Below are 18902 nucleotides of genomic sequence, written 5' to 3'. Positions count from 1 at the left end.
TTGACAAAGGACAAGCTGGAAAATAGTTTGAATTATGATATAGAAACCGGAAAAGAAAAAGATATCCTTCCTCTTTTACCAGTAAGAGATATAGTGCTTTTCCCTGGAGTAGTTACGCCTCTTTTTGTGGGTAGGGTGCGCTCTAAAAAAGCTCTCGAGTGGGCCTTAAATAATGGAGATAGGAGAATTTGTATTGTAACCCAAAAGGACATGGAAATTGAGGAGCCTACCCTAGATGATTTATATGAAGTAGGAGTATTAGCAAATGTGTTGCAAATGGTGAGGTTGCCAGATGGCACGACGAAAGTGCTAATAGAGGGAACTAAAAGGGTTTATGTAAAAGAATTGATTTTTTCTGATGATTTCTACATGTGTGTCTATAAGAATGTAAAAGAAGAGGAACATGAGAAAAGTGATCACTGGTCTTTGGAACCATTGAAAAGATCAGTTTTGAGTCAATTTGAGAAATATGTTTCTCTACACCCCAGGATACCTCCAGAGATTTTAATGACTGTGACGGATGCGGAAGATCCTTCGCAATTGGCGGATCTAGTGGCATCTCATTTGATGATAAAAATAAAAGATCGGCAGAACATACTGGAAACTATTGACGTAAAAGAAAGAATGGAAAAGATATTGAAGGTTTTGTTTCGGGAAATCGAACTTTTGCAGCTTGAGCTATCTATCCAAGAGAAGGTTAAGCAACAGCTTGAGAAAAGCCAGAAAGAATATTATCTCAGAGAGCAGCTTCGGGTTATACAAAGTGAGTTAGGGCAAAATGAAGAATTTTCAGAGATAGAAATGCTTAGAAAGAACGTAATAGAAGCCAAAATGTCTCCTGAGGCCCAAGAGAAAGCCCTACATGAACTTGAGCGGATGTCCAAGATGCCTCCACTTTCTGCTGAGGCCACAGTTGTACGTACATACATTGATTGGCTCATAAACATGCCTTGGGAAAAGCGCACTAGAGACACTGTAGATATTAAATTAGCCCAAAAAGTGTTAGACGAAGACCATTATGGTTTGGAAAAGGCAAAAGAGAGAATATTAGAATTTCTGGCTGTTCGAAAGAAAGCATCAGGGAAAGTAAAATCCCAAGTTTTATGTTTTGTGGGCCCTCCAGGGGTAGGTAAAACGTCCTTGGGTAGGTCTATTGCTAAAGCTACTGGCAGGAGATTTGTAAATATGTCCCTTGGTGGTATTAGAGATGAGGCAGAAATAAGGGGACACAGAAGAACCTACATTGGTTCCTTGCCAGGTAGGATAATTCAAAAAGTTCGTCAGGCAGGAACTAAAAATCCAGTGATCTTGTTGGATGAAATAGATAAGATTGGAGCAGATTTTAGAGGGGATCCTGCTGCTGCTCTCCTCGAGGTATTGGATCCTGAACAAAATAGTACTTTCACAGACCATTTCCTTGAAGTGCCTTTTGATTTAAGCAATGTTATGTTCATAACTACAGCCAACGTGGTACACACAATTCCTAAACCATTATTGGATAGGATGGAAGTTATAAAATTGTCAGGATATGTATTGGAAGAGAAATATCAAATAGCCAAAAAACACCTCATACCCAAAGTCCTTAAGGAACACGGCTTAAGCAACAAGGAACTGACAATATTACCAACTGCCACAAAGAAAATTATTTCCGATTATACCCATGAAGCAGGGGTTAGAGAACTTGAGCGCCAATTAGCCAAAATCGCTAGAAAGGTAACAAAACGCATTGTGGAAGAACAACAAAAAAAATCTGAAGTGGTAGCCGAAAAGATCGGAGTAAAAGACCTCCGAAGGTATCTAGGGGTGCCAAGGCACTATGATGCTGGCTTGCCTAAAGAGCCTCAGATAGGAGCTATCGTGGGCTTGGCTTGGACTCAAGCTGGCGGAGATGTGTTGATAATAGAGGCTGTAACCATGAAAGGGAAAGGGAACATAATATTGACGGGCAACCTGGGGGAAGTTATGCAAGAATCTGCCAGGGCAGCGTTAAGCTATTTGAAAGCTCATTCAGAAGAATTAGGCATAAATGACGTGAAGTGGGATGAACTGGATATACATATACATGTTCCTGAGGGAGCGATTCCCAAAGATGGCCCTTCTGCTGGTGTAGCTTTAGCTACAGTGATTTACTCAGTGGCCTCAAGGCGCAAGATTCGCAACGATATTGCTATAACTGGAGAAACAACCTTACGTGGAATGGTGCTACCTGTTGGAGGCATAAAAGAAAAAATTTTAGCAGCGAGACGGTATGGAATGAAAGAGGTAATTCTTCCTGAAGGTAACAAGATAGATGTAGAAGAAATACCCCAGTGGTTAATTAAGGGTTTAAAAATAACTTTTGTAAGTGAAGTAAGGGAAGCAATAATTAGATGTGTGAGTGGTAATTAAAGATGAAAAAGTGGCATGGAAAATTGATAGCTACATCTTTTGCAAAAGACCAATTTCCTCCTGAAAAATATCCTGAAATTGCTTTTGCGGGGAGATCTAATGTAGGGAAATCGTCGCTAATAAACTTATTGCTAGGTACTAAGATAGCCAAAGTTAGTGGTAGTCCGGGAAAGACTAGAAGCATAAATTTTTACATGGTGGAGGCAAAAAATAAGTTTTGCCTAGTAGACTTGCCTGGATTTGGCTATGCTAGAAGAGATAAAGCAGAAAGAAATAAGTGGGCTAAGCTTATTGATTTTTATTCAAAACAAAGATCATCTCTTATTCTAGTAGTACATTTAGTTGATTTTCGTCATGGATTCTTGGAAAATGATATACTACTCCAAAATTGGATGAAAACTCAGGGACTACAGAGCCTGGTGGTTTTTACAAAAGTTGACAAGGTACCGACTACAAAAAGACTCAATTATTTGAAGAAGTATGCAGGTAAAATGTTTCCAGAAGTGCTTGGTCCTTTATGCGTTTCATCCGTAGACAAAACAGGACTTGACGAACTGAAAGGTTTTTTGATGAGTTACATTGACATGAAACTCGATAAAACACAGAAAGAAAATATAAACTAAATAGCAAAAATCAAAAGTTGCGGAGGAGGACATAGTATGGCTCAAAATTCAAGAGAAATAGGGAAAAGCTATGACCCGACACCTTTGGAAGATAAGTGGTATGAAAGATGGTTGGAATCAGGCGCATTTCATTCTGAACCTGATGATCAGAGAAAACCCTTTAGCGTCGTTATTCCTCCTCCTAATGTAACTGGTTCTCTTCATATGGGACATGCTCTTAACAACACCTTGCAAGATATATCGTGTAGGTATAAACGCATGGCTGGATACAATGTCATGTGGCTACCAGGAACAGATCATGCAGGGATAGCAACTCAGAATGTGGTAGAAAGAAAACTTCATGAGGAAGGTAAAACCAGACATGATCTTGGAAGAGATGCTTTTGTGCAGAGAATTTGGCAGTGGAAAGAAGAATATGGAAGCAGAATAATAAACCAATTAAAAAAATTGGGGGCCTCATGCGATTGGGAGAGAGAGCGCTTCACTATGGATGAGGGGCTGTCCAAAGCAGTGCGTGCCGTATTTGTAAGGCTTTATAAAGAGGGACTTATATACAAAGGGAAGTACATTATAAATTGGTGCCCCAGATGTCACACAGCACTGTCAGATTTAGAGGTAGAACATGACCCTAAAAAAGGAAAACTATATTACGTATTGTATCCATTTGCAGATAATTCAGAAGGTGGGGTTGTGGTGGCCACAACTAGGCCTGAAACTATTTTAGGGGACGTGGCTATAGCTGTTCATCCCAGAGATGAAAAAAATTCTGTTTATATTGGCAAAAAGGTAATGGTTCCACTATGTGATAGGGTCATACCGATAATAGAGGACAACATGGTAGATCCAGAATTTGGGACAGGCTTGGTTAAAATTACTCCAGCTCATGACCCTAACGACTTTTTAGTAGGACAAAGGCATAATTTGCCTCAAATCCAGGTAATTGATGAAAACGGTAGGATGAATGAGCAAGCCGGAAATTACTTTATGGGTCTAGATAGGTTTGAAGCAAGAGACAAAATAACAGAAATGCTTAAGGATAAAGGCCTTCTAGTTGATGTCATTGAGTATGAACATTCAGTAGGTCATTGTTATCGTTGTGGAACAGTAATTGAGCCGTATCTCTCAGAACAGTGGTTTGTGAAAACCAAGCCTTTAGCGGAAGAGGGAATTAGGGCAGTAAAAGAAGGTAAGATAGAAATAATTCCTGAACAATGGGAAAATACTTATTTCCAATGGATGGAAAACATAAGAGATTGGTGCATTTCAAGGCAGCTTTGGTGGGGCCATCGCATTCCTGCGTGGACGTGTAATGATTGCGGCCATGTAACAGTGTCAGAAGAAGATCCTTCGTGTTGTGAAAAATGTCGCAGCAAAAACATACAGCAGGACGAAGATGTGTTGGATACGTGGTTCAGTAGTGCCCTTTGGCCTTTCTCCACTCTTGGCTGGCCAGAGGAAACTAAGGATTTGCAATATTACTATCCAACAAGCCTTTTAATTACAGGTTTTGACATCCTTTTTTTCTGGGTAGCCAGAATGATAATGATGGGACTCAAATTTATGAGAGATGTACCTTTTGAGCAAGTTTACATTCATGCCCTTGTAAGAGATGAGCACGGGCAAAAAATGAGCAAATCCAAAGGTAACGTCATAGACCCCCTTGAAATAATCAACGTTTATGGAGCAGATGCTCTCCGAATGACGTTGGCAGCTTTAACAGTGCAAGGTCGAGACATCTATCTAAGTAAGGAAAGAATAGAAACATACAGGCATTTCCTTAACAAAATATGGAATGCAGCTAGATTTGCTCTCATGAATACTAGCGACTTTGATGGTATTCGTGAGGAAGATTTAAACTTGAGGAATCATGATAAATGGATAAAAGTTCGATTGTGGAAAGTTGTGGAGAGTGTGACCAATTATCTTGAAGGGTACCATTATGGCGAAGCTGCTAGACTTCTCTACGATTTTGTATGGAGTGACCTTTGTGACTGGTATTTAGAAATGGCGAAACCTGCATTGAAAGGAGACGAAGGAGATCTTAGGAAGAAAACATCACAGAAGGTATTATTAGATGTTTTCAAAGATGTTCTCAAGCTCCTTCATCCTTTCATCCCCTTTGTAACTGAGGAGTTGTGGCATGCTTTTGATTTCTCCAACCAATTTATAGAGAGGGAAAGCTGGCCAAAGCCCAGTGTTTATGGCGAAGGCGACCAAGATGTAGAGGAGAAGATGTCTACTTTGCAGGATGTTATCAGAGACATAAGAAATCTCAGAGCTGAGGCTAGGTTAGCACCGCAAAAGAAGGTCTCTGAGTGCTATTTATTAATACAGGACGCTCAAAATCGCCAGTTTATTAAAGACAATGAAGATATGGTGAAAATGCTCACCAAAGTAGAAAATATACTTTTCCTTGATCAGGATAGTTCTAAACCTAAAAGGGCATTGGCTTCTGTATCCGATTACGGAGAGGCTTTCTTGGCTGTAGATGGGGTTATAAATATCGAGGAAGAGATAAAAAGGCTGGAGAAAGAGCGAAAGAGTATTATGGAGGCAATTAAAAAATCTGAAAACAAACTGAGCAATGAGAAATTTACAGCAAATGCCCCAGCAGATGTAGTGGAAAAAGAAAGAAGAAAACTTAAGGAAAACGAAGAAAAATTAAGAAAGATAGAGACGAACTTAGAAAGGTTACGTTAGGAATATTTGAAAGATGCAGAAATCAATTGACGTTTGCTTTGAAGAAATTGAATCTTTAATAGCTAAAATATCAAGCAATAGCATAAAACCTGGACTGGGAAGGATTGCCAAGCTCCTTAAAGAGCTTGGCAATCCTGAGCGTAAATTTAGGGCAATTCACGTTTTAGGCACTAATGGTAAGGGATCTACGGCATGTTTTATAGATTCCATATTGAGAGAATCAGGGATTAAATCCGCTCTCTATTCCAGCCCACATATATACCATTTTGGAGAAAGGCTCATTATCAATGGGAACCCATTACCTTCAGGTAAATGGATAGAGAAAATTCAGGAAACAGCAAAAATTTTAGAAAATATGGAAGAAAAACCCTCTTTTTTTGAAGTTTCAACTGCTATAGCTTTTTCGCTGATTGCGGAGGCGAAAGTTGATTTTGCGGTAATAGAAGCTGGTTTGGGGGGGCGTTTAGATGCCACTAATGTCATGCCTAACGTTCTAGCCTCAGTTTTTACAGACATAGCTATGGATCATCAGGAATATCTGGGTAATGATATCCTGTCGATAGCAACTGAGAAATTTTCAGCATTAAGGCCAAATGGAAAAAGTTGTTATATAGGTGGTAACCTCAGCGTAGAGAATTTATACGTAGCCAATTGTAAAAGGTTGAATAACGAAGGACATATCACAACTAGAGAATGGAAAACAAGTTTTAGAAAGATGGATCTTTTAGAAACAACATTTGATATTGACACTCAAGAAAAAACCTTGGAAAACTTAAAAATAAATTTAAAAGGTTCCCATCAGGTAAGAAACGCTGCTAACGCTTTGATGGCGATACATCTTTTGGAAACTCAGAAGGCTGTTGAAATTTCTGAAAACACCATTAGAGCTGGGCTTTTGAATGCTAGATGGCCTGGACGATTTGAAGTTATAAAGATGCATGGAAAGACCATTATTTTGGATGGAGCTCACAACCCTCATGGAATGGCATCATTAGTTTCTACTGTAAAGAGTATTTTTCCTAATATGAAGTTCTCTATACTTTTTGCCGCTATGAAGGATAAAGAGTATGAAGAAAGTCTAAAAATATTGAATGAAATAGACGGAGATCTTTTTTTGGTATCTGTGCCTGAAATGGATAGAAGCGAGACTCCGCAACAATTGGCTAAGGTAGCTAATGAAATAGGTTGGAAAGGTCGATGCGTGCCAGAAGAAGATCTTGCAGTGGCCTTTGAAAGCGCGCTAAATTGCAATGATGTAACGTTGTGTTGTGGAAGCTTATATCTAATAGACAGGCTTTATAAGCTTATTATTTAGGAGGTACTGCCTCATTGGGAGATATTCCGAACTTGTTGCCAAATTATGAGGTCAAGAAAAATGAAGGTCAATATATACTAAAGTACGTGGCACCCCCCTCTTATAAAGGAAGCGCTATGTTGTTTATGAAAGGGCCACTATTGGAGAATACTTGTGGTAACCCCGAAAAGATAGCAGAAAAAATTTTTTATTCTAAAGATAAGAAACCAATAATGGCTCCAAAACAAGTACATGGAGTGAAGATATTGGAACCTTCACCGTCCATGTATCTACCATATAGACCTGAAGGGGATGGGGTAATTATAGATAGAGTCGGTATTCTCGGGTCGCTGCGTTTTGCCGATTGTTTTCCTATAATAATCCAAGGCTTGAGACCTAAACCTTGGATTGCAATAGCTCATTCAGGTTTCAAAGGAACACTGAAAAATATAGCTAAGGCTTTGATAGAAAAAATTATTGACAAGTTTGACATTCAGGGCGCAGAGGACATAATAGGCTGGATAGGCCCAGGAATTTGCAAAAATTGTTACTATAGGGTGAAAGATGAGCCTCTCACAGAAGAAGCTATGAAACTTTTCCCGGAGGAACATTGGCGAGTAGAAAATGATAGAGTTTTTTTCGATATAGCTGGGGCGATAAAAAAACAGCTGTGTGATTTGGGGCTTTCTTCGCAAGCAGTCAAGATAATAGACCTTTGTTCCTCATGCAACAATGATTTATTGTACTCCTATAGGCAAGGGGACGTTGAAGATAGAAACTTCCTTTTATGTTCTTTAGGTGACTAGGATTGATTATGAGACCAAAAAAATCGTTATGGTGGGATAATAAAATTAGAGCAAAAGGATATTATAAAGCCCGGAAGGTGGTTTTTGATGAGACCAGTTCGAGTCGGTGTTATGGGAGTAGGGCATTTAGGATTTCATCATGCTAGAGTTTACACGGAACTATTGAATGCCGAGTTGGTGGGTATAGTTGATATAAACGAAGACAGGGCAGCAAGTATAGGCGATCTCCTTAAGGTACCTCACTACACTGATGTAGAGCACTTTTTAAATGTTGCTAAGCCTGATGCAGTTAGCGTAGTTGTCCCAACTAGCGAACACTATGAGGTTGCAAGGAAGGCTCTTGAGCAGGGATGTCATGTTTTGATAGAAAAACCTGTTACTGCTACAGTTGAGGAAGCAGAAGAGCTCCTTAAGATCGCAGCTTCAAGAAATCTAGTCCTCCAGGTAGGGCATATTGAAAGATTTAACAGTGCTATACAGTACGTTCAGAAAATTGTCAAAAAGCCTATCTTTATGCAGTCGAGAAGGATGGGGCCATTTAACCCTAGGATTAGTGATGTCGGTGTTGTCTTGGACTTGATGATTCATGATATAGATATAATTTTATCTTTGGTTAACTCAGAAATAGAATCTATAACTGCTATAGGAAGGCCAGTAAAAACAGACATGGAAGATGTAGCTTCTGCACAGATATCCTTTGCGAATGGTGCACTTGCCCAAATTTTGGTGAGCAGGGTTTCTGAGAAAAGGCTTAGGCAACTTGAGATAATGGAACCAGAAAGATTTATCTCCGTCAATTATGAAACCCAGGATGTATCTATCCATAGATGTATAAGAGAAAAAGGTGCAGGTATGGTTGAGGTCATAGAGCATCCAGTATTTCCCAAAAAGGAGCCCCTGAAGCTGGAGTTACAGCACTTTGTAACGTGTATACAAGAGGGTAAACAGCCGTTAGTGGGAATAACGGACGGCAAAAGAGCTTTGGAGGTCGCAATATATGTATTGAAACAAATAAATTCTTCTAAAATGGATATCAAGTTTGCTGAGGCATAACATTTTTTTGTTATATTATTTTATAAGCTATAGTATATAGTAAGTCCGGGGACACCGCCCCGGACTTTTCGATGTGAAGATTCTATATTATCGGCAGTACTTGATACAATATTCTTAACATCTTGGAGGGGATAATATGCCTGCAACAAACGTTCAAGCGCTCATGTCTTTGCTTTTTTTCGTTTTAGCGCTCTTAATTTCTAGAGCTGTCGTGAGAATAAACGAGGGCAGATGGCCCGGAGGCCCCACATTAGTATTCTTTTTGCGCATGCTTCTAGGATTTGTTTTTGCTGCAGCTATATATTTTGCTTTTTACGCTTTTGCCGGAATAGATATTTTAAATAAATAATAAACAAAGGTACTTTATATAGAAAGAGGTGGCTAGTCTTGGAAAAACTTATTGAAAAAGCGCTGAATGGTGATGCTAGATCTATAGCTAGGCTGATAACTTTAGTTGAAAACGAATCACCATATGCAGAAAGTTTAATGAAGTCAATTTACCCCCATTCAGGCAAAGCCCATATAATAGGAATTACAGGTAGTCCCGGTGCAGGGAAGAGTACTTTGGTGGATAAAATGATCAAGGAGATGAAATCGAAGGGCAAAACAGTTGGAGTTATCGCTGTTGATCCTTCAAGTCCATTCAGTGGCGGAGCGGTTCTGGGAGACAGGCTTAGAATGCAGCAACATTCGGTGGATAAAGATGTTTTTATAAGAAGCATGGGTACCAGAGGCTCGTTGGGAGGCTTAAGCAGAGCTACTTATGAAGCTGCGTTGATTTTAGATGCTTGCGGAAAAGATGTTGTAATTATAGAAACTGTTGGAGTAGGCCAATCTGAGGTAGATATAGTGAAAATTGCAGATACTGTTTGCTTGGTCCTCGTCCCGGGGATGGGGGACGATATACAAATAATGAAAGCCGGAATAATGGAAATAGCAGATGTTTTTATAGTGAACAAATCTGACAGAGATGGAGCAGAAAGAATAGCTACTGAGGTAAGAATGATGCTTGATTTGATGCCCAAAAGATCATGGTCCCCACCGGTTATTATGACTATTGCGGAGAAAGGCGAAGGAATCAAAGAATTATGTGACAAAATCGAGGAGCACAAAACATTTTTGACGAGTTCAGAAGAAGGCAAAAGGAAAAAGTATCAAAGGCTAACCAATGAGGTAGAAGCTATTTTGGCGAGGGAAATAGCTAGGATAGTGGAAGACGCGTGGGAAGATACAAAATCCAAAGAACTATTAGATGATTTGGCACAAAGGCACAATGACCCGTACACGGTCGCAAAAGAACTGCTTGACAATATTTTGTGCGGGGGTAATTTAAGCGTATAAATTTGTATAGTATTAATATGGGAGGAAATGATAATGAAAATAGTTTTAGGGTCTGATCATGCAGGTTTTAACCTAAAGGAAGAAATAAAAAAACATCTTGGAAAAATGTCGGAAAATGGCTTAGAAGTTATTGATTTTGGCACAAACAGCTCCGCTATATCAGTCGACTATCCTGATATAGCTATTACGGTTGCAGAGTCAGTTGCCAATAAAACATATGATAAAGGCATCTTAGTTTGTGGAACTGGAATAGGGATGTCAATCGCGGCCAATAAAGTACCTGGAGCCTACGCTGCGCTAGTGTGCAGTGTTGAAATGGCAAGATTGTGTAGAGCTCACAACAATGCCAATATACTGGCGCTAGGGGGTAGGACTACGAAATTAGAAGATGCCCTGGCAATGGTGGATGCGTGGCTTAATACTGATTTTGATGAAGGAAGGCATAGCAGGAGAGTAGGGAAAATAAAAAATTATGAAAGTTGTAAGGTCTCAGACTCTTGCCACAAGAAACTTAATATAATAGAACACCCTCTTGTAAAGCATAAAGTTGGAATAATTAGAGATAAAAAAACCACTGTCAAGGAATTCAGGGAGCTTGTGCAGGAGATAGCTGGTCTCATGGTATATGAGATTACTAGAAACCTAGTACTTGAAGAGGTTAAAGTAGAAACTCCTATAACCGAAACTATAGCTTATTCTATTGCAGGTAAGAAGATGGCTATCGTTCCTATCTTACGTGCCGGTTTGGGAATGGTAGATGGGATACTCCAATTGATTCCCAACGCTAAAGTTGGTCACGTGGGACTCTACAGAGACCCAGAAACTTTAGAACCCGTAGAATATTATTGCAAATTGCCTGGAGATATAGAGGAAAGAGATATTTTTATTTTGGACCCTATGCTTGCCACTGGAGGTTCTGCTGCGGCAGCCATTGAGCTCGTCAAAAGAAGGGGAGGAAAGAAAATAACATTAGTTTGCCTCATAGCAGCGCCTGAAGGTGTAAATAAGGTTCATAGCCACCATCCAGATGTAGAGATATACACTGCGGCATTAGATGATCATTTGAACGATCACGGCTATATAGTTCCTGGCTTAGGTGATGCAGGAGATAGGCTTTTTGGGACTCGCTAGAGTTTTGAAAGATGAACAGTCAGGAGTTTATGCAACTAATATCTAACTGGAAGGGTGTACTTTGCCTTAGCATATTATTTTTCGTGTGGGGAGCGGGAGCCACTCCTTTGTCAATTGCATTGGCAAAGACCTTCAGGATTCTTGATATGCCAGGTGGCAGAAAAAAGCATAGCGGAATAATTCCAAGAGGTGGAGGATTAGTTTGTTGGACTGGATATCTCTTTTTATCTTTTATATTGCTGAAAATATATCCTGAAATGGTTCCTATAGCTACTGGTGCCACCGCAGTGTTTTTGGTGGGCTATATAGACGACATGAGAGAGCTGTCAGCACTAATGAAACTAGTTGTTCATTTATTAGCGTCAGGGTTGGTGGTTTGGTTTTTACCTATATGCATGTCTTTGAAAATCCTCTTTTTACTTTGGATTGCTGGGGGCACCAGCGCGTATAATTTGGTGGATGGCATTAATGGTTTGGCCCTTTCTCTCTTTATGCTTTCATGCATATTTGGAGCCATCATGATAAAAATTACAATCTTTTTCCCTCTTGCCGCCATAGCCTTCGGCATATTTTTATGGAATTATCCCACAGCAAAAACATTTTTAGGAGATGGCGGCAGCACATTGCTAGGTTTTGTGTGTATGAGTCATGTGGCTTTTGGCATATATCCTTTCTTGGAGAACAAAGATATATTAGTAAATTTACTTTCCCTTTTTATGATAGGGGGAATGCCATTCCTTGACACATTGTGGTCAGCTGCAAGAAGGGTAGCCTTACGTAGATCGCCTTTTTCTCCAGATAGGGGACATCTCCATTTTATTTTGCTAGACAAAGGTCTTAAAATGGGCCAAACTCTATTTTTGCTGTTATTACTCCATGGATGCATGGTAGTATTAGGATACAAATTGCTTGTAGGCAAAAGTTGAGCCTGTTCAGGTGCATAGTCTAAGGGTGGTTATATATGGGTAATAGAAAAAAAATTTGTTGTGTAATTGGGACCAGACCTGAAGCAATAAAGATGGCTCCGGTCATTTGCTTACTAAATGAATCTAAAACTATGGAGCCTTATGTCCTGGCTACAGGACAACATACAGATATGCTGTATCAAGCGCTGTCGCATTTTAATGTTGAACCTAATCGTAATCTTTGTGTTATGAAACATTCACAGAGCCTTGATTATTTGACATCCACAGTGCTAGTTGAGACTGGAAAGGTTCTGGATGAAGTGAAGCCTGATGCAGTTATGGTTCATGGTGATACCACAACAGCCCTGGCATCTGCCATGTCTGCCTTTTACAGGAAAATACCCATAGTCCATGTGGAGGCAGGCCTTAGAAGTGGGGATATTCATTTACCTTTTCCCGAGGAGCTAAACAGAGTAGTCGTAGATAGGATTTCTGATATTCTGTTTGCTCCTACCCAAAGAGCGAGAAAAAATCTTTTAAATGAAGGCGTAAGCGACAAAAAAATAGTTGTGACAGGCAATACTGTAATAGATGCACTAAAGATGACGCTGCAAAAACTCAAGGAACCTTCAGAGGAAAAGCTAAGAGCACTTCCTGAGGATGTACGATTGATTTTGGTTACAGCACATAGGAGAGAATCCTGGGGAGATCCACTTCTTAATATATGCGATGCAATAGATGAAATAGTAACCCGTCACAATGATGTATGGGTCATATTCCCTATGCATAAAAATCCAAATGTTCGAATTACTGTCCAAAATATACTTGGTAAAAAAACCAGAGTTATTTTATGTGATCCCCTAGGGTATCCCGATTTTATTTGGGCGATGCAGCGGAGTGATTTAATACTCACAGATAGCGGAGGAATTCAGGAGGAAGCTACCGCATTAGGTAAACCCACTCTAGTTATGCGCGATGTAACTGAACGCCCCGAGGCCTTAGAGTACGGTAATGCTTTTTTGGTAGGAACCTCTAAAATAAGAATTATAGAAATGTCTAATCAGATTCTTTCAGAAATAAGCAAAAAAGAATATGAAGAAACAAAAAAAGAATTGTTTAATGCAACTACACCATTTGGTTCTGGAGAAGCATCTAGGACCATTGTCCTTGTTACGGAAGAGTATTTAAACAATAAATTAGTATGATAAATTAGTATGACTGTGAACGAAAAGTAATTTCCAACTTGAATGAGGTGATGTTAGTGCGCTCCAAAATGATAATTAGAGGCGGTAAGTCTTTAAATGGGGAAGTCACAACGCAAGGGGCCAAAAATGCTGCTTTGCCGGTAATAGCTGCGGCTCTGTTGCTTAAGGGCAAAACATTGAAAGTAAAACATGTTCCAAAGTTGGAAGATATTTATACAATGGCTGACTTATTGAGGCAATTAGGCGTTGAGGTAAGACATGTGGATCATAGTATGGTGTTATCCGTTCCTGAGGACCTTTGCTGGGAAACCCCTAAGGCTTTAGTCAGTAAAATGAGAGCTTCATCCCTTGTTCTTGGGCCTTTGCTTGCCAGAATGGGAAAGGCAATTTTGCCTCTTCCTGGAGGATGTGCCATAGGAAGCCGCCCAATAGACTTACATCTCAAGGGTTTAACAAAATTAGGAGCTGAAATTGATTTAGTGCACGGTGCTGTTCATGCACAAGCCAAGGAATTGAAAGGCACCAGAATATATCTGGATTTCCCATCTGTGGGAGCTACTGAAAATATTATGATGGCTGCTGTCTTTGCGAAGGGGGAAACAATAATTGAAAATGCCGCTAGAGAACCGGAAATAACCAACCTGGCTGATGCTCTAAAGTTAATGGGGTGCAAGATAGAAGGAGTAGGAACTGGAATAATTCATGTAGAAGGCACTGATAACCTAAATGAGACAGAAGTGGAGATAATTCCAGACAGGATAGAAGCAGGGACATTTATGGTGGCGGGTGCTATTACAAGAGGTAAGGTTAAGGTTAAAAACGTAATGTTAGAGCATATTGACGCAACATTAGCCAAGTTAGAGGAAACAGGGATCAATATAGAAATTGAGCAAAACGCAGTTACAGTAGATGCAAGAGACTGTAAAATGAAAGGGGTATCCTTAAAAACTTTACCCTACCCTGGCTTTCCTACAGATATGCAGCCTCAGTTTACAGCTCTGATGACAATAGCAGAAGGCACTAGCGTTATAAAAGAAACTGTTTTTGAGTCTAGGTTTTTACATATAAGTGAACTAAAGTGTATGGGTGCCAATATAGAGCTACAAGGTAATACTGCAATAGTTAATGGAGTTTCGAAACTTAAGGGGGCTGAAGTAAGAGCTACTGACCTAAGAGCAGGTGCTGCCCTTGTCTTAGCTGGCCTTGCAGCAGAAGACGAGACAACTGTATATGGATTGGGACATATAAGACGAGGCTATGAGAATTTTGAAGATAAACTGAGGTCTCTTGGGGGAGAGGTAGAGGAGCTGCCGTCAGAAGAGAATGGAGATTCTAAGTGGTAGGTGCAAATTAATGCTCCTATACAAAGGGGGTATACTCTATGTGGGTTAAAAAAATAGTTCGTGAAGACCTTAATTTGGTTGAGAAATATCGTTACGGCAAACCTATTCAAGAACTGCAAAGAGAGCTAGGATTTGAAAAAATAGTTAAACTGTGCTCCAACGAAAGTCCCTGGCCTTTGCCAGATGCAGTGTGTGAAGCCATAGTGAGAGGTTCCAAGGAAGTGCAAAGATATCCCGAGCCAGGTTCGTATTTTTTACGAAAAATCATAGCGACTAAATGGGGAGTATCTCCTAAAGAGGTAATTATCGGGGCAGGAACTGAAGGTATTTTACACTCTCTACTTCACGCAATAATAAACCCTGGTGAAGAAATTGTTTTGCCAACACCTACGTATCCGCTTTATAAACTTGCTGCTATTGCGGCATCTGCTAAGTGTATTGAAATCAATGCAAAAGATGAAGATTACTGGATGGTGGAAGATTTAATATCAAATTGCAGCGAAAAAACTAAAGCATTGGTAATCTGCAACCCCAATAACCCCACAGGCAAAATGATACCCAGAAGTGAACTTATAAAACTTGCAGTAGAGCTCGAAAGCAAAGGAGTTCTTCTCATTGTGGACGAAGCATATGCCGAGTATGTAGACGATCCTGCTTATTTGGCAGGAGTTGAGCTTTTCAGGCAAGTTGGAAGGGTCGTTGTTATAAGGACATTTTCCAAGATCTATGGGCTTGCAGCTTTAAGGGTTGCTTATGCTATTGCACCTAAAGTCGTTGTAGATGCTTACGATAAGACGCATCCGGTTTTTGAAGTGAATAGTATAGCTCAAAAGGCCGCAGCTGCTGCGCTTGCCGAGGAAGATCACGTCAGAGAAGTTCGTATTAAGACAATAGCTGAAAGAAAGAAGTTATTGGAGTCTCTTAGGGAGTTGGGTATGTATACTATAAGTTCCTGTGCAAACTTTCTTCTTATAAAACATCCCAAATCAGATTTAATATTTGAATTGTTGTTAAAAGAAGGGGTTATAGTTAGAAAAGGAAGTGATTTAGGGTTGCCTGGGCATCTTAGAGTGTCTGTCGGCTTACCGGAAGAGAATGAGAAATTTCTTGCCTCATTGAAGAAGGTGTTGACATCTGTTGAGTTGTAACTGTAATGCTAATAAAGATTCAAATGAACAGAAAATTGAAGGGGTAAAAGTTATAGCTTTTGTGGGCCCTGCAGGCACAGGGAAAAGTCAGCGAGCTCAGCTGGTAGCTAATAGCTTGGGGGCAGATTATATAATTGACGATGGATTGGTAATAAGGAAAGGTCAAATTGTATGTGGTAAAAGCGCAAAAGCAGAAAAAAACCAAGTAAAAGCTATTCGGAGAGCATTGTTTCAGTTTAAGGACCATAGGGAAACAGTCAGAGCCTTTTTAAAAAAAGCAAAGCCTTGTACAGTAATGGTAATATCTACTTCGCTTGGAATGGTGGAACGAATAACAGATAATTTGGGATTGGACGCTCCGGAGGAAATAGTTAGGATAGAAGACGTAGCATCTCAAGAAGAGATACAGAACGCAAGACGGGAGCGTACCGCCAAGGGACAACATGTTATTCCTGTTTCTCACGTACAAGTTAGAAGAAACTTTGCAGGGAAACTTGTTGGCAGGCTGAAGGTCCTCTTGGGTGATAAATCAGCTAACGAAGGAGAAAAAACAATAGTTAGGCCACCTTTCAGGTTTTACGGAAACCTAAATATAGAACCCACAGCAATAGAGCAGATAGCAAAATTTGTAGCTGCCGGAACCAGAGGTGTGGCTAAGGTCCTTGGGGTGGATGTAAAATCCTTTGACGATAGTGTAGCTCTCTCTATACAAGTTAAAGCAATATGCGGAGAGATGCAGTTTACAGAATTAGGGAACCTAATAAGAAAAAAATTATATCGAGCCATATCAACCTTTACCGGTTTAGATATCAAGAAGATAGACATAATTATACAAGAGGTGGACTTTCGATGAACGAGAGAAAAAAAACTGCTTGGGAGAACCTCAGCAAGCTTATAGAAGAATGTAAAAAATGTCCCCTGGGAGAAAGCAGGAAACAAGCAGTAATTGGTTATGGTAATACGGAGACAGATCTTATGTTCGTAGGAGAAGGGCCAGGGGCTGAGGAAGATGAAAGAGGGCTCCCTTTTGTGGGAAGGGCAGGACAGTTATTGGATAAAATTTTTGAGTCAGTGAATATTAAGAGAGAGGAACTGTACATTACTAACGTCGTAAAGTGTCGTCCACCTAACAACAGGGTACCCACTATTGAAGAAATGACAGCTTGTGATCAATATTTGATGTCCCAGATTGCATTGATAAACCCCAAGATCATAGTGTGTTTGGGTTCCACTCCTACCAAATGGTTGTTAAAAACTACAGAGGGCATCTCTAAGCTTAGGGGGAAGTGGTTCAATTGGAGAGGAATTTTAGTTAGGCCTATGTTTCATCCTAGTTATCTTTTAAGGAATGCTTCGAACAAAGTAGGAAGCCCTAAATATTATACGTGGATAGATATACAGGAAATAAAACAAAAGTGGTTAGAGCTAAAGGGTGAATAAAATGGGAACAACTCAAGTAACTCAACAGAAAAATAATAGCATGCCTCGACATATAGCTATCATAATGGATGGTAACGGAAGATGGGCTCAAAAAAGAAACCTGCCTAGGCTTTTTGGCCACAAAGCAGGAGCAAAGACAGTAGAAAAGGTTTTGAAGTTAGTTGTGAAAAATAAAATAAGATATTTGACCCTTTATGCATTTTCGACAGAAAATTGGAAAAGGCCTAAAGAAGAAGTTGAAGGTCTATTTGACCTTTTAAAAAGCTATTTGGCAAATAAAAGTTCTGAATTGAAGAAAAACGATATACGATTGCGTTTTGCTGGGAGAATAGAATCCCTTCCAGAAAAATTGAGGTTGTTCATGGAAAAAGTAGAAAATGATACCTCCCACTGTAAAACTTTAGATCTTATATTGTGTATAAATTATGGAGGAAGGCAAGAGATTATAGACGCAGTAAAGAAATTGTTGAACATGAATCCACCCAATGTGGATGAATCTCTGTTCAGGTCTTGTTTATATTTACCTGACGTACCAGATCCAGATTTAGTAATAAGAACTAGCGGCGAAGTGAGATTAAGTAATTTCTTACTATGGCAGTCAAGCTATGCAGAATTTTTCTTTACTGAGACATTGTGGCCTGATTTCTCAGAAAAAGACTTCAATGAAGCCCTTGAATCATATGCTAAGAGGCAAAGACGTTATGGATCTATTTAATATTAAAAGTAACGAATTAGTAAAACGCGCTGCAAGCGGAATCTTTATAGTTTCCATAGTTGTGAGCTCTCTGTATTTGGGAGGCTACCCATGGTTTCTCTTTTGCTCAATGGTAGCCATGGGATCATTGGCAGAGTTTTACCGGATGATAAAGGGTCTTTTTCATGTTTCGAGAGCTATAGGCTTTTTAGTGGGTGCAACCGTGCTTGTTCTTTCATTTTCCCATTTTTACGAAGCGGTGCTTCCCTTACTAGTTTTATGTGTTTTTCTTGTCATGATTGTAGAAATAATACGTAAAAGTATTACGGAAAACAGCCACGGCATTTATAGCTTGAGTGGTACTATTGGTGGGATCGTTTATTGTATTTTGCCATGGTCTTTCGTGATAACCCTAAGGCAACAGCCGTGGGGTATCTTTATATTAGGTACATTGTTTCTTTGTACCTGGAGCTGCGATATAATGGCATATCTCATCGGATGCAAATGGGGAAAAACGCCCCTTGCCCCTCTTGTAAGCCCTAAGAAGACAATGGAAGGGTTTCTTGGAGGTCTAACCGGTAGCCTTTTGTGTGCTGGGCTTTTGTCGTATTTATGGCAGCTGAGGCCTATTCCTTTACTTGTTATTGGTTTACTGTGCGGAACTTTTGGCCAAATGGGCGATCTTGCTGAATCCTTGCTTAAGAGAGAAGTAGGGATAAAAGATTCAGGAAATATTATTCCAGGACATGGCGGATTTTTGGATAGATTCGATAGTGTGGTTATATCAGCAACTTTGGTATATCTTTTCTGGGGAAATTTATGGAGTTGATG

At 39.8% G+C, this 18902-nt stretch carries 17 protein-coding genes; all 17 read left to right on the top strand.

Going from position 1 to position 18902, the window contains the following annotated elements:
- The 17 genes from lon (at nt 1) to H0Z23_RS00565 (ending at nt 18900) form a co-directional block, all read left to right on the top strand.
- The gene (lon, locus tag H0Z23_RS00645) at nt 1–2388 is read left to right on the top strand and encodes an endopeptidase La (protein ID WP_366928857.1); all 2388 of its coding nucleotides are present in this window, start codon (nt 1–3) and stop codon (nt 2386–2388) included.
- A gap of 2 nt (nt 2389–2390) precedes the next feature.
- Complete coding sequence (yihA, locus tag H0Z23_RS00640; RefSeq protein WP_296866793.1) at nt 2391–3011, top strand: ribosome biogenesis GTP-binding protein YihA/YsxC; 621 nt, start codon at nt 2391–2393, stop codon at nt 3009–3011.
- A gap of 36 nt (nt 3012–3047) precedes the next feature.
- Nucleotides 3048–5711, top strand: a complete 2664-nt coding sequence (locus tag H0Z23_RS00635) for a valine--tRNA ligase (protein ID WP_296866791.1) — start codon at nt 3048–3050, stop codon at nt 5709–5711.
- 13 nt (nt 5712–5724) lie between these two features.
- Nucleotides 5725–7026 (top strand): folylpolyglutamate synthase/dihydrofolate synthase family protein, encoded by a 1302-nt coding sequence (locus H0Z23_RS00630; protein ID WP_296866789.1) that lies wholly within the window; start codon nt 5725–5727, stop codon nt 7024–7026.
- A 14-nt stretch (nt 7027–7040) separates the two neighbouring features.
- Nucleotides 7041–7811: a polyphenol oxidase family protein gene (locus tag H0Z23_RS00625; protein ID WP_296866787.1), complete on the top strand. Its 771-nt coding sequence runs from the start codon at nt 7041–7043 to the stop codon at nt 7809–7811.
- An 87-nt stretch (nt 7812–7898) separates the two neighbouring features.
- Complete coding sequence (locus H0Z23_RS00620) at nt 7899–8864, top strand: Gfo/Idh/MocA family oxidoreductase (RefSeq protein WP_296866785.1); 966 nt, start codon at nt 7899–7901, stop codon at nt 8862–8864.
- Between the two features lie 136 nt (nt 8865–9000).
- Complete coding sequence (locus H0Z23_RS00615; RefSeq protein ID WP_296866783.1) at nt 9001–9213, top strand: flagellar biosynthesis protein FliR; 213 nt, start codon at nt 9001–9003, stop codon at nt 9211–9213.
- A 38-nt stretch (nt 9214–9251) separates the two neighbouring features.
- Nucleotides 9252–10205 carry a methylmalonyl Co-A mutase-associated GTPase MeaB gene (gene meaB / locus H0Z23_RS00610; protein ID WP_296866781.1) on the top strand — a complete coding sequence of 318 codons (954 nt, stop codon included), beginning with the start codon at nt 9252–9254 and terminating at the stop codon, nt 10203–10205.
- Between the two features lie 33 nt (nt 10206–10238).
- Nucleotides 10239–11336, top strand: a complete 1098-nt coding sequence (upp, locus tag H0Z23_RS00605; RefSeq protein WP_296866780.1) for a uracil phosphoribosyltransferase — start codon at nt 10239–10241, stop codon at nt 11334–11336.
- Nucleotides 11337–11347: 11 nt separating this feature from the next.
- Complete coding sequence (locus H0Z23_RS00600) at nt 11348–12262, top strand: glycosyltransferase family 4 protein (protein ID WP_296866778.1); 915 nt, start codon at nt 11348–11350, stop codon at nt 12260–12262.
- Nucleotides 12263–12297: 35 nt separating this feature from the next.
- A complete protein-coding gene (wecB, locus tag H0Z23_RS00595; RefSeq protein ID WP_296866776.1) occupies nt 12298–13446 on the top strand; it encodes a non-hydrolyzing UDP-N-acetylglucosamine 2-epimerase in 1149 nt (382 codons plus the stop codon).
- A gap of 50 nt (nt 13447–13496) precedes the next feature.
- Nucleotides 13497–14789, top strand: a complete 1293-nt coding sequence (gene murA, locus H0Z23_RS00590; protein WP_296866774.1) for a UDP-N-acetylglucosamine 1-carboxyvinyltransferase — start codon at nt 13497–13499, stop codon at nt 14787–14789.
- Between the two features lie 38 nt (nt 14790–14827).
- Nucleotides 14828–15937, top strand: coding sequence for a histidinol-phosphate transaminase (gene hisC, locus H0Z23_RS00585; RefSeq protein ID WP_296866772.1), 1110 nt, complete (start codon nt 14828–14830; stop codon nt 15935–15937).
- Entirely contained in the window at nt 15927–16790 is an 864-nt protein-coding gene (locus H0Z23_RS00580; RefSeq protein ID WP_296866770.1) for a hypothetical protein, read from the top strand. The genes hisC and H0Z23_RS00580 overlap by 11 nt, the downstream gene beginning before the upstream one ends.
- Nucleotides 16787–17377 carry a uracil-DNA glycosylase gene (locus H0Z23_RS00575; RefSeq protein ID WP_296866768.1) on the top strand — a complete coding sequence of 197 codons (591 nt, stop codon included), beginning with the start codon at nt 16787–16789 and terminating at the stop codon, nt 17375–17377. Before H0Z23_RS00580 ends, H0Z23_RS00575 begins: the two co-directional genes overlap by 4 nt.
- Before the next feature lies 1 nt (nt 17378).
- Entirely contained in the window at nt 17379–18092 is a 714-nt protein-coding gene (gene uppS / locus H0Z23_RS00570; protein ID WP_296866766.1) for a polyprenyl diphosphate synthase, read from the top strand.
- Complete coding sequence (locus tag H0Z23_RS00565; protein WP_296866763.1) at nt 18079–18900, top strand: phosphatidate cytidylyltransferase; 822 nt, start codon at nt 18079–18081, stop codon at nt 18898–18900. Before uppS ends, H0Z23_RS00565 begins: the two co-directional genes overlap by 14 nt.
- Nucleotides 18901–18902: the final 2 nt, after the last annotated feature.

It is taken from the genome of Thermovirga sp. (genome assembly GCF_017656375.1).
Classification (GTDB): Bacteria; Synergistota; Synergistia; order Synergistales; family Thermovirgaceae; genus Thermovirga.
This window is presented reverse-complemented; position numbering and strand designations above follow the sequence as displayed.

Coding starts and splice junctions, on each gene's coding strand:
- yihA (WP_296866793.1), top strand. CDS start 2,391: ATGAAAAAGTGGCATGGAAAATTGATAGCTACATCTTTTGCAAAAGAC.
- H0Z23_RS00635 (WP_296866791.1), top strand. CDS start 3,048: ATGGCTCAAAATTCAAGAGAAATAGGGAAAAGCTATGACCCGACACCT.
- H0Z23_RS00630 (WP_296866789.1), top strand. CDS start 5,725: ATGCAGAAATCAATTGACGTTTGCTTTGAAGAAATTGAATCTTTAATA.
- H0Z23_RS00620 (WP_296866785.1), top strand. CDS start 7,899: ATGAGACCAGTTCGAGTCGGTGTTATGGGAGTAGGGCATTTAGGATTT.
- H0Z23_RS00615 (WP_296866783.1), top strand. CDS start 9,001: ATGCCTGCAACAAACGTTCAAGCGCTCATGTCTTTGCTTTTTTTCGTT.
- upp (WP_296866780.1), top strand. CDS start 10,239: ATGAAAATAGTTTTAGGGTCTGATCATGCAGGTTTTAACCTAAAGGAA.
- H0Z23_RS00600 (WP_296866778.1), top strand. CDS start 11,348: ATGAACAGTCAGGAGTTTATGCAACTAATATCTAACTGGAAGGGTGTA.
- wecB (WP_296866776.1), top strand. CDS start 12,298: ATGGGTAATAGAAAAAAAATTTGTTGTGTAATTGGGACCAGACCTGAA.
- murA (WP_296866774.1), top strand. CDS start 13,497: ATGTTAGTGCGCTCCAAAATGATAATTAGAGGCGGTAAGTCTTTAAAT.
- hisC (WP_296866772.1), top strand. CDS start 14,828: ATGTGGGTTAAAAAAATAGTTCGTGAAGACCTTAATTTGGTTGAGAAA.
- H0Z23_RS00575 (WP_296866768.1), top strand. CDS start 16,787: ATGAACGAGAGAAAAAAAACTGCTTGGGAGAACCTCAGCAAGCTTATA.
- uppS (WP_296866766.1), top strand. CDS start 17,379: ATGGGAACAACTCAAGTAACTCAACAGAAAAATAATAGCATGCCTCGA.
- H0Z23_RS00565 (WP_296866763.1), top strand. CDS start 18,079: ATGGATCTATTTAATATTAAAAGTAACGAATTAGTAAAACGCGCTGCA.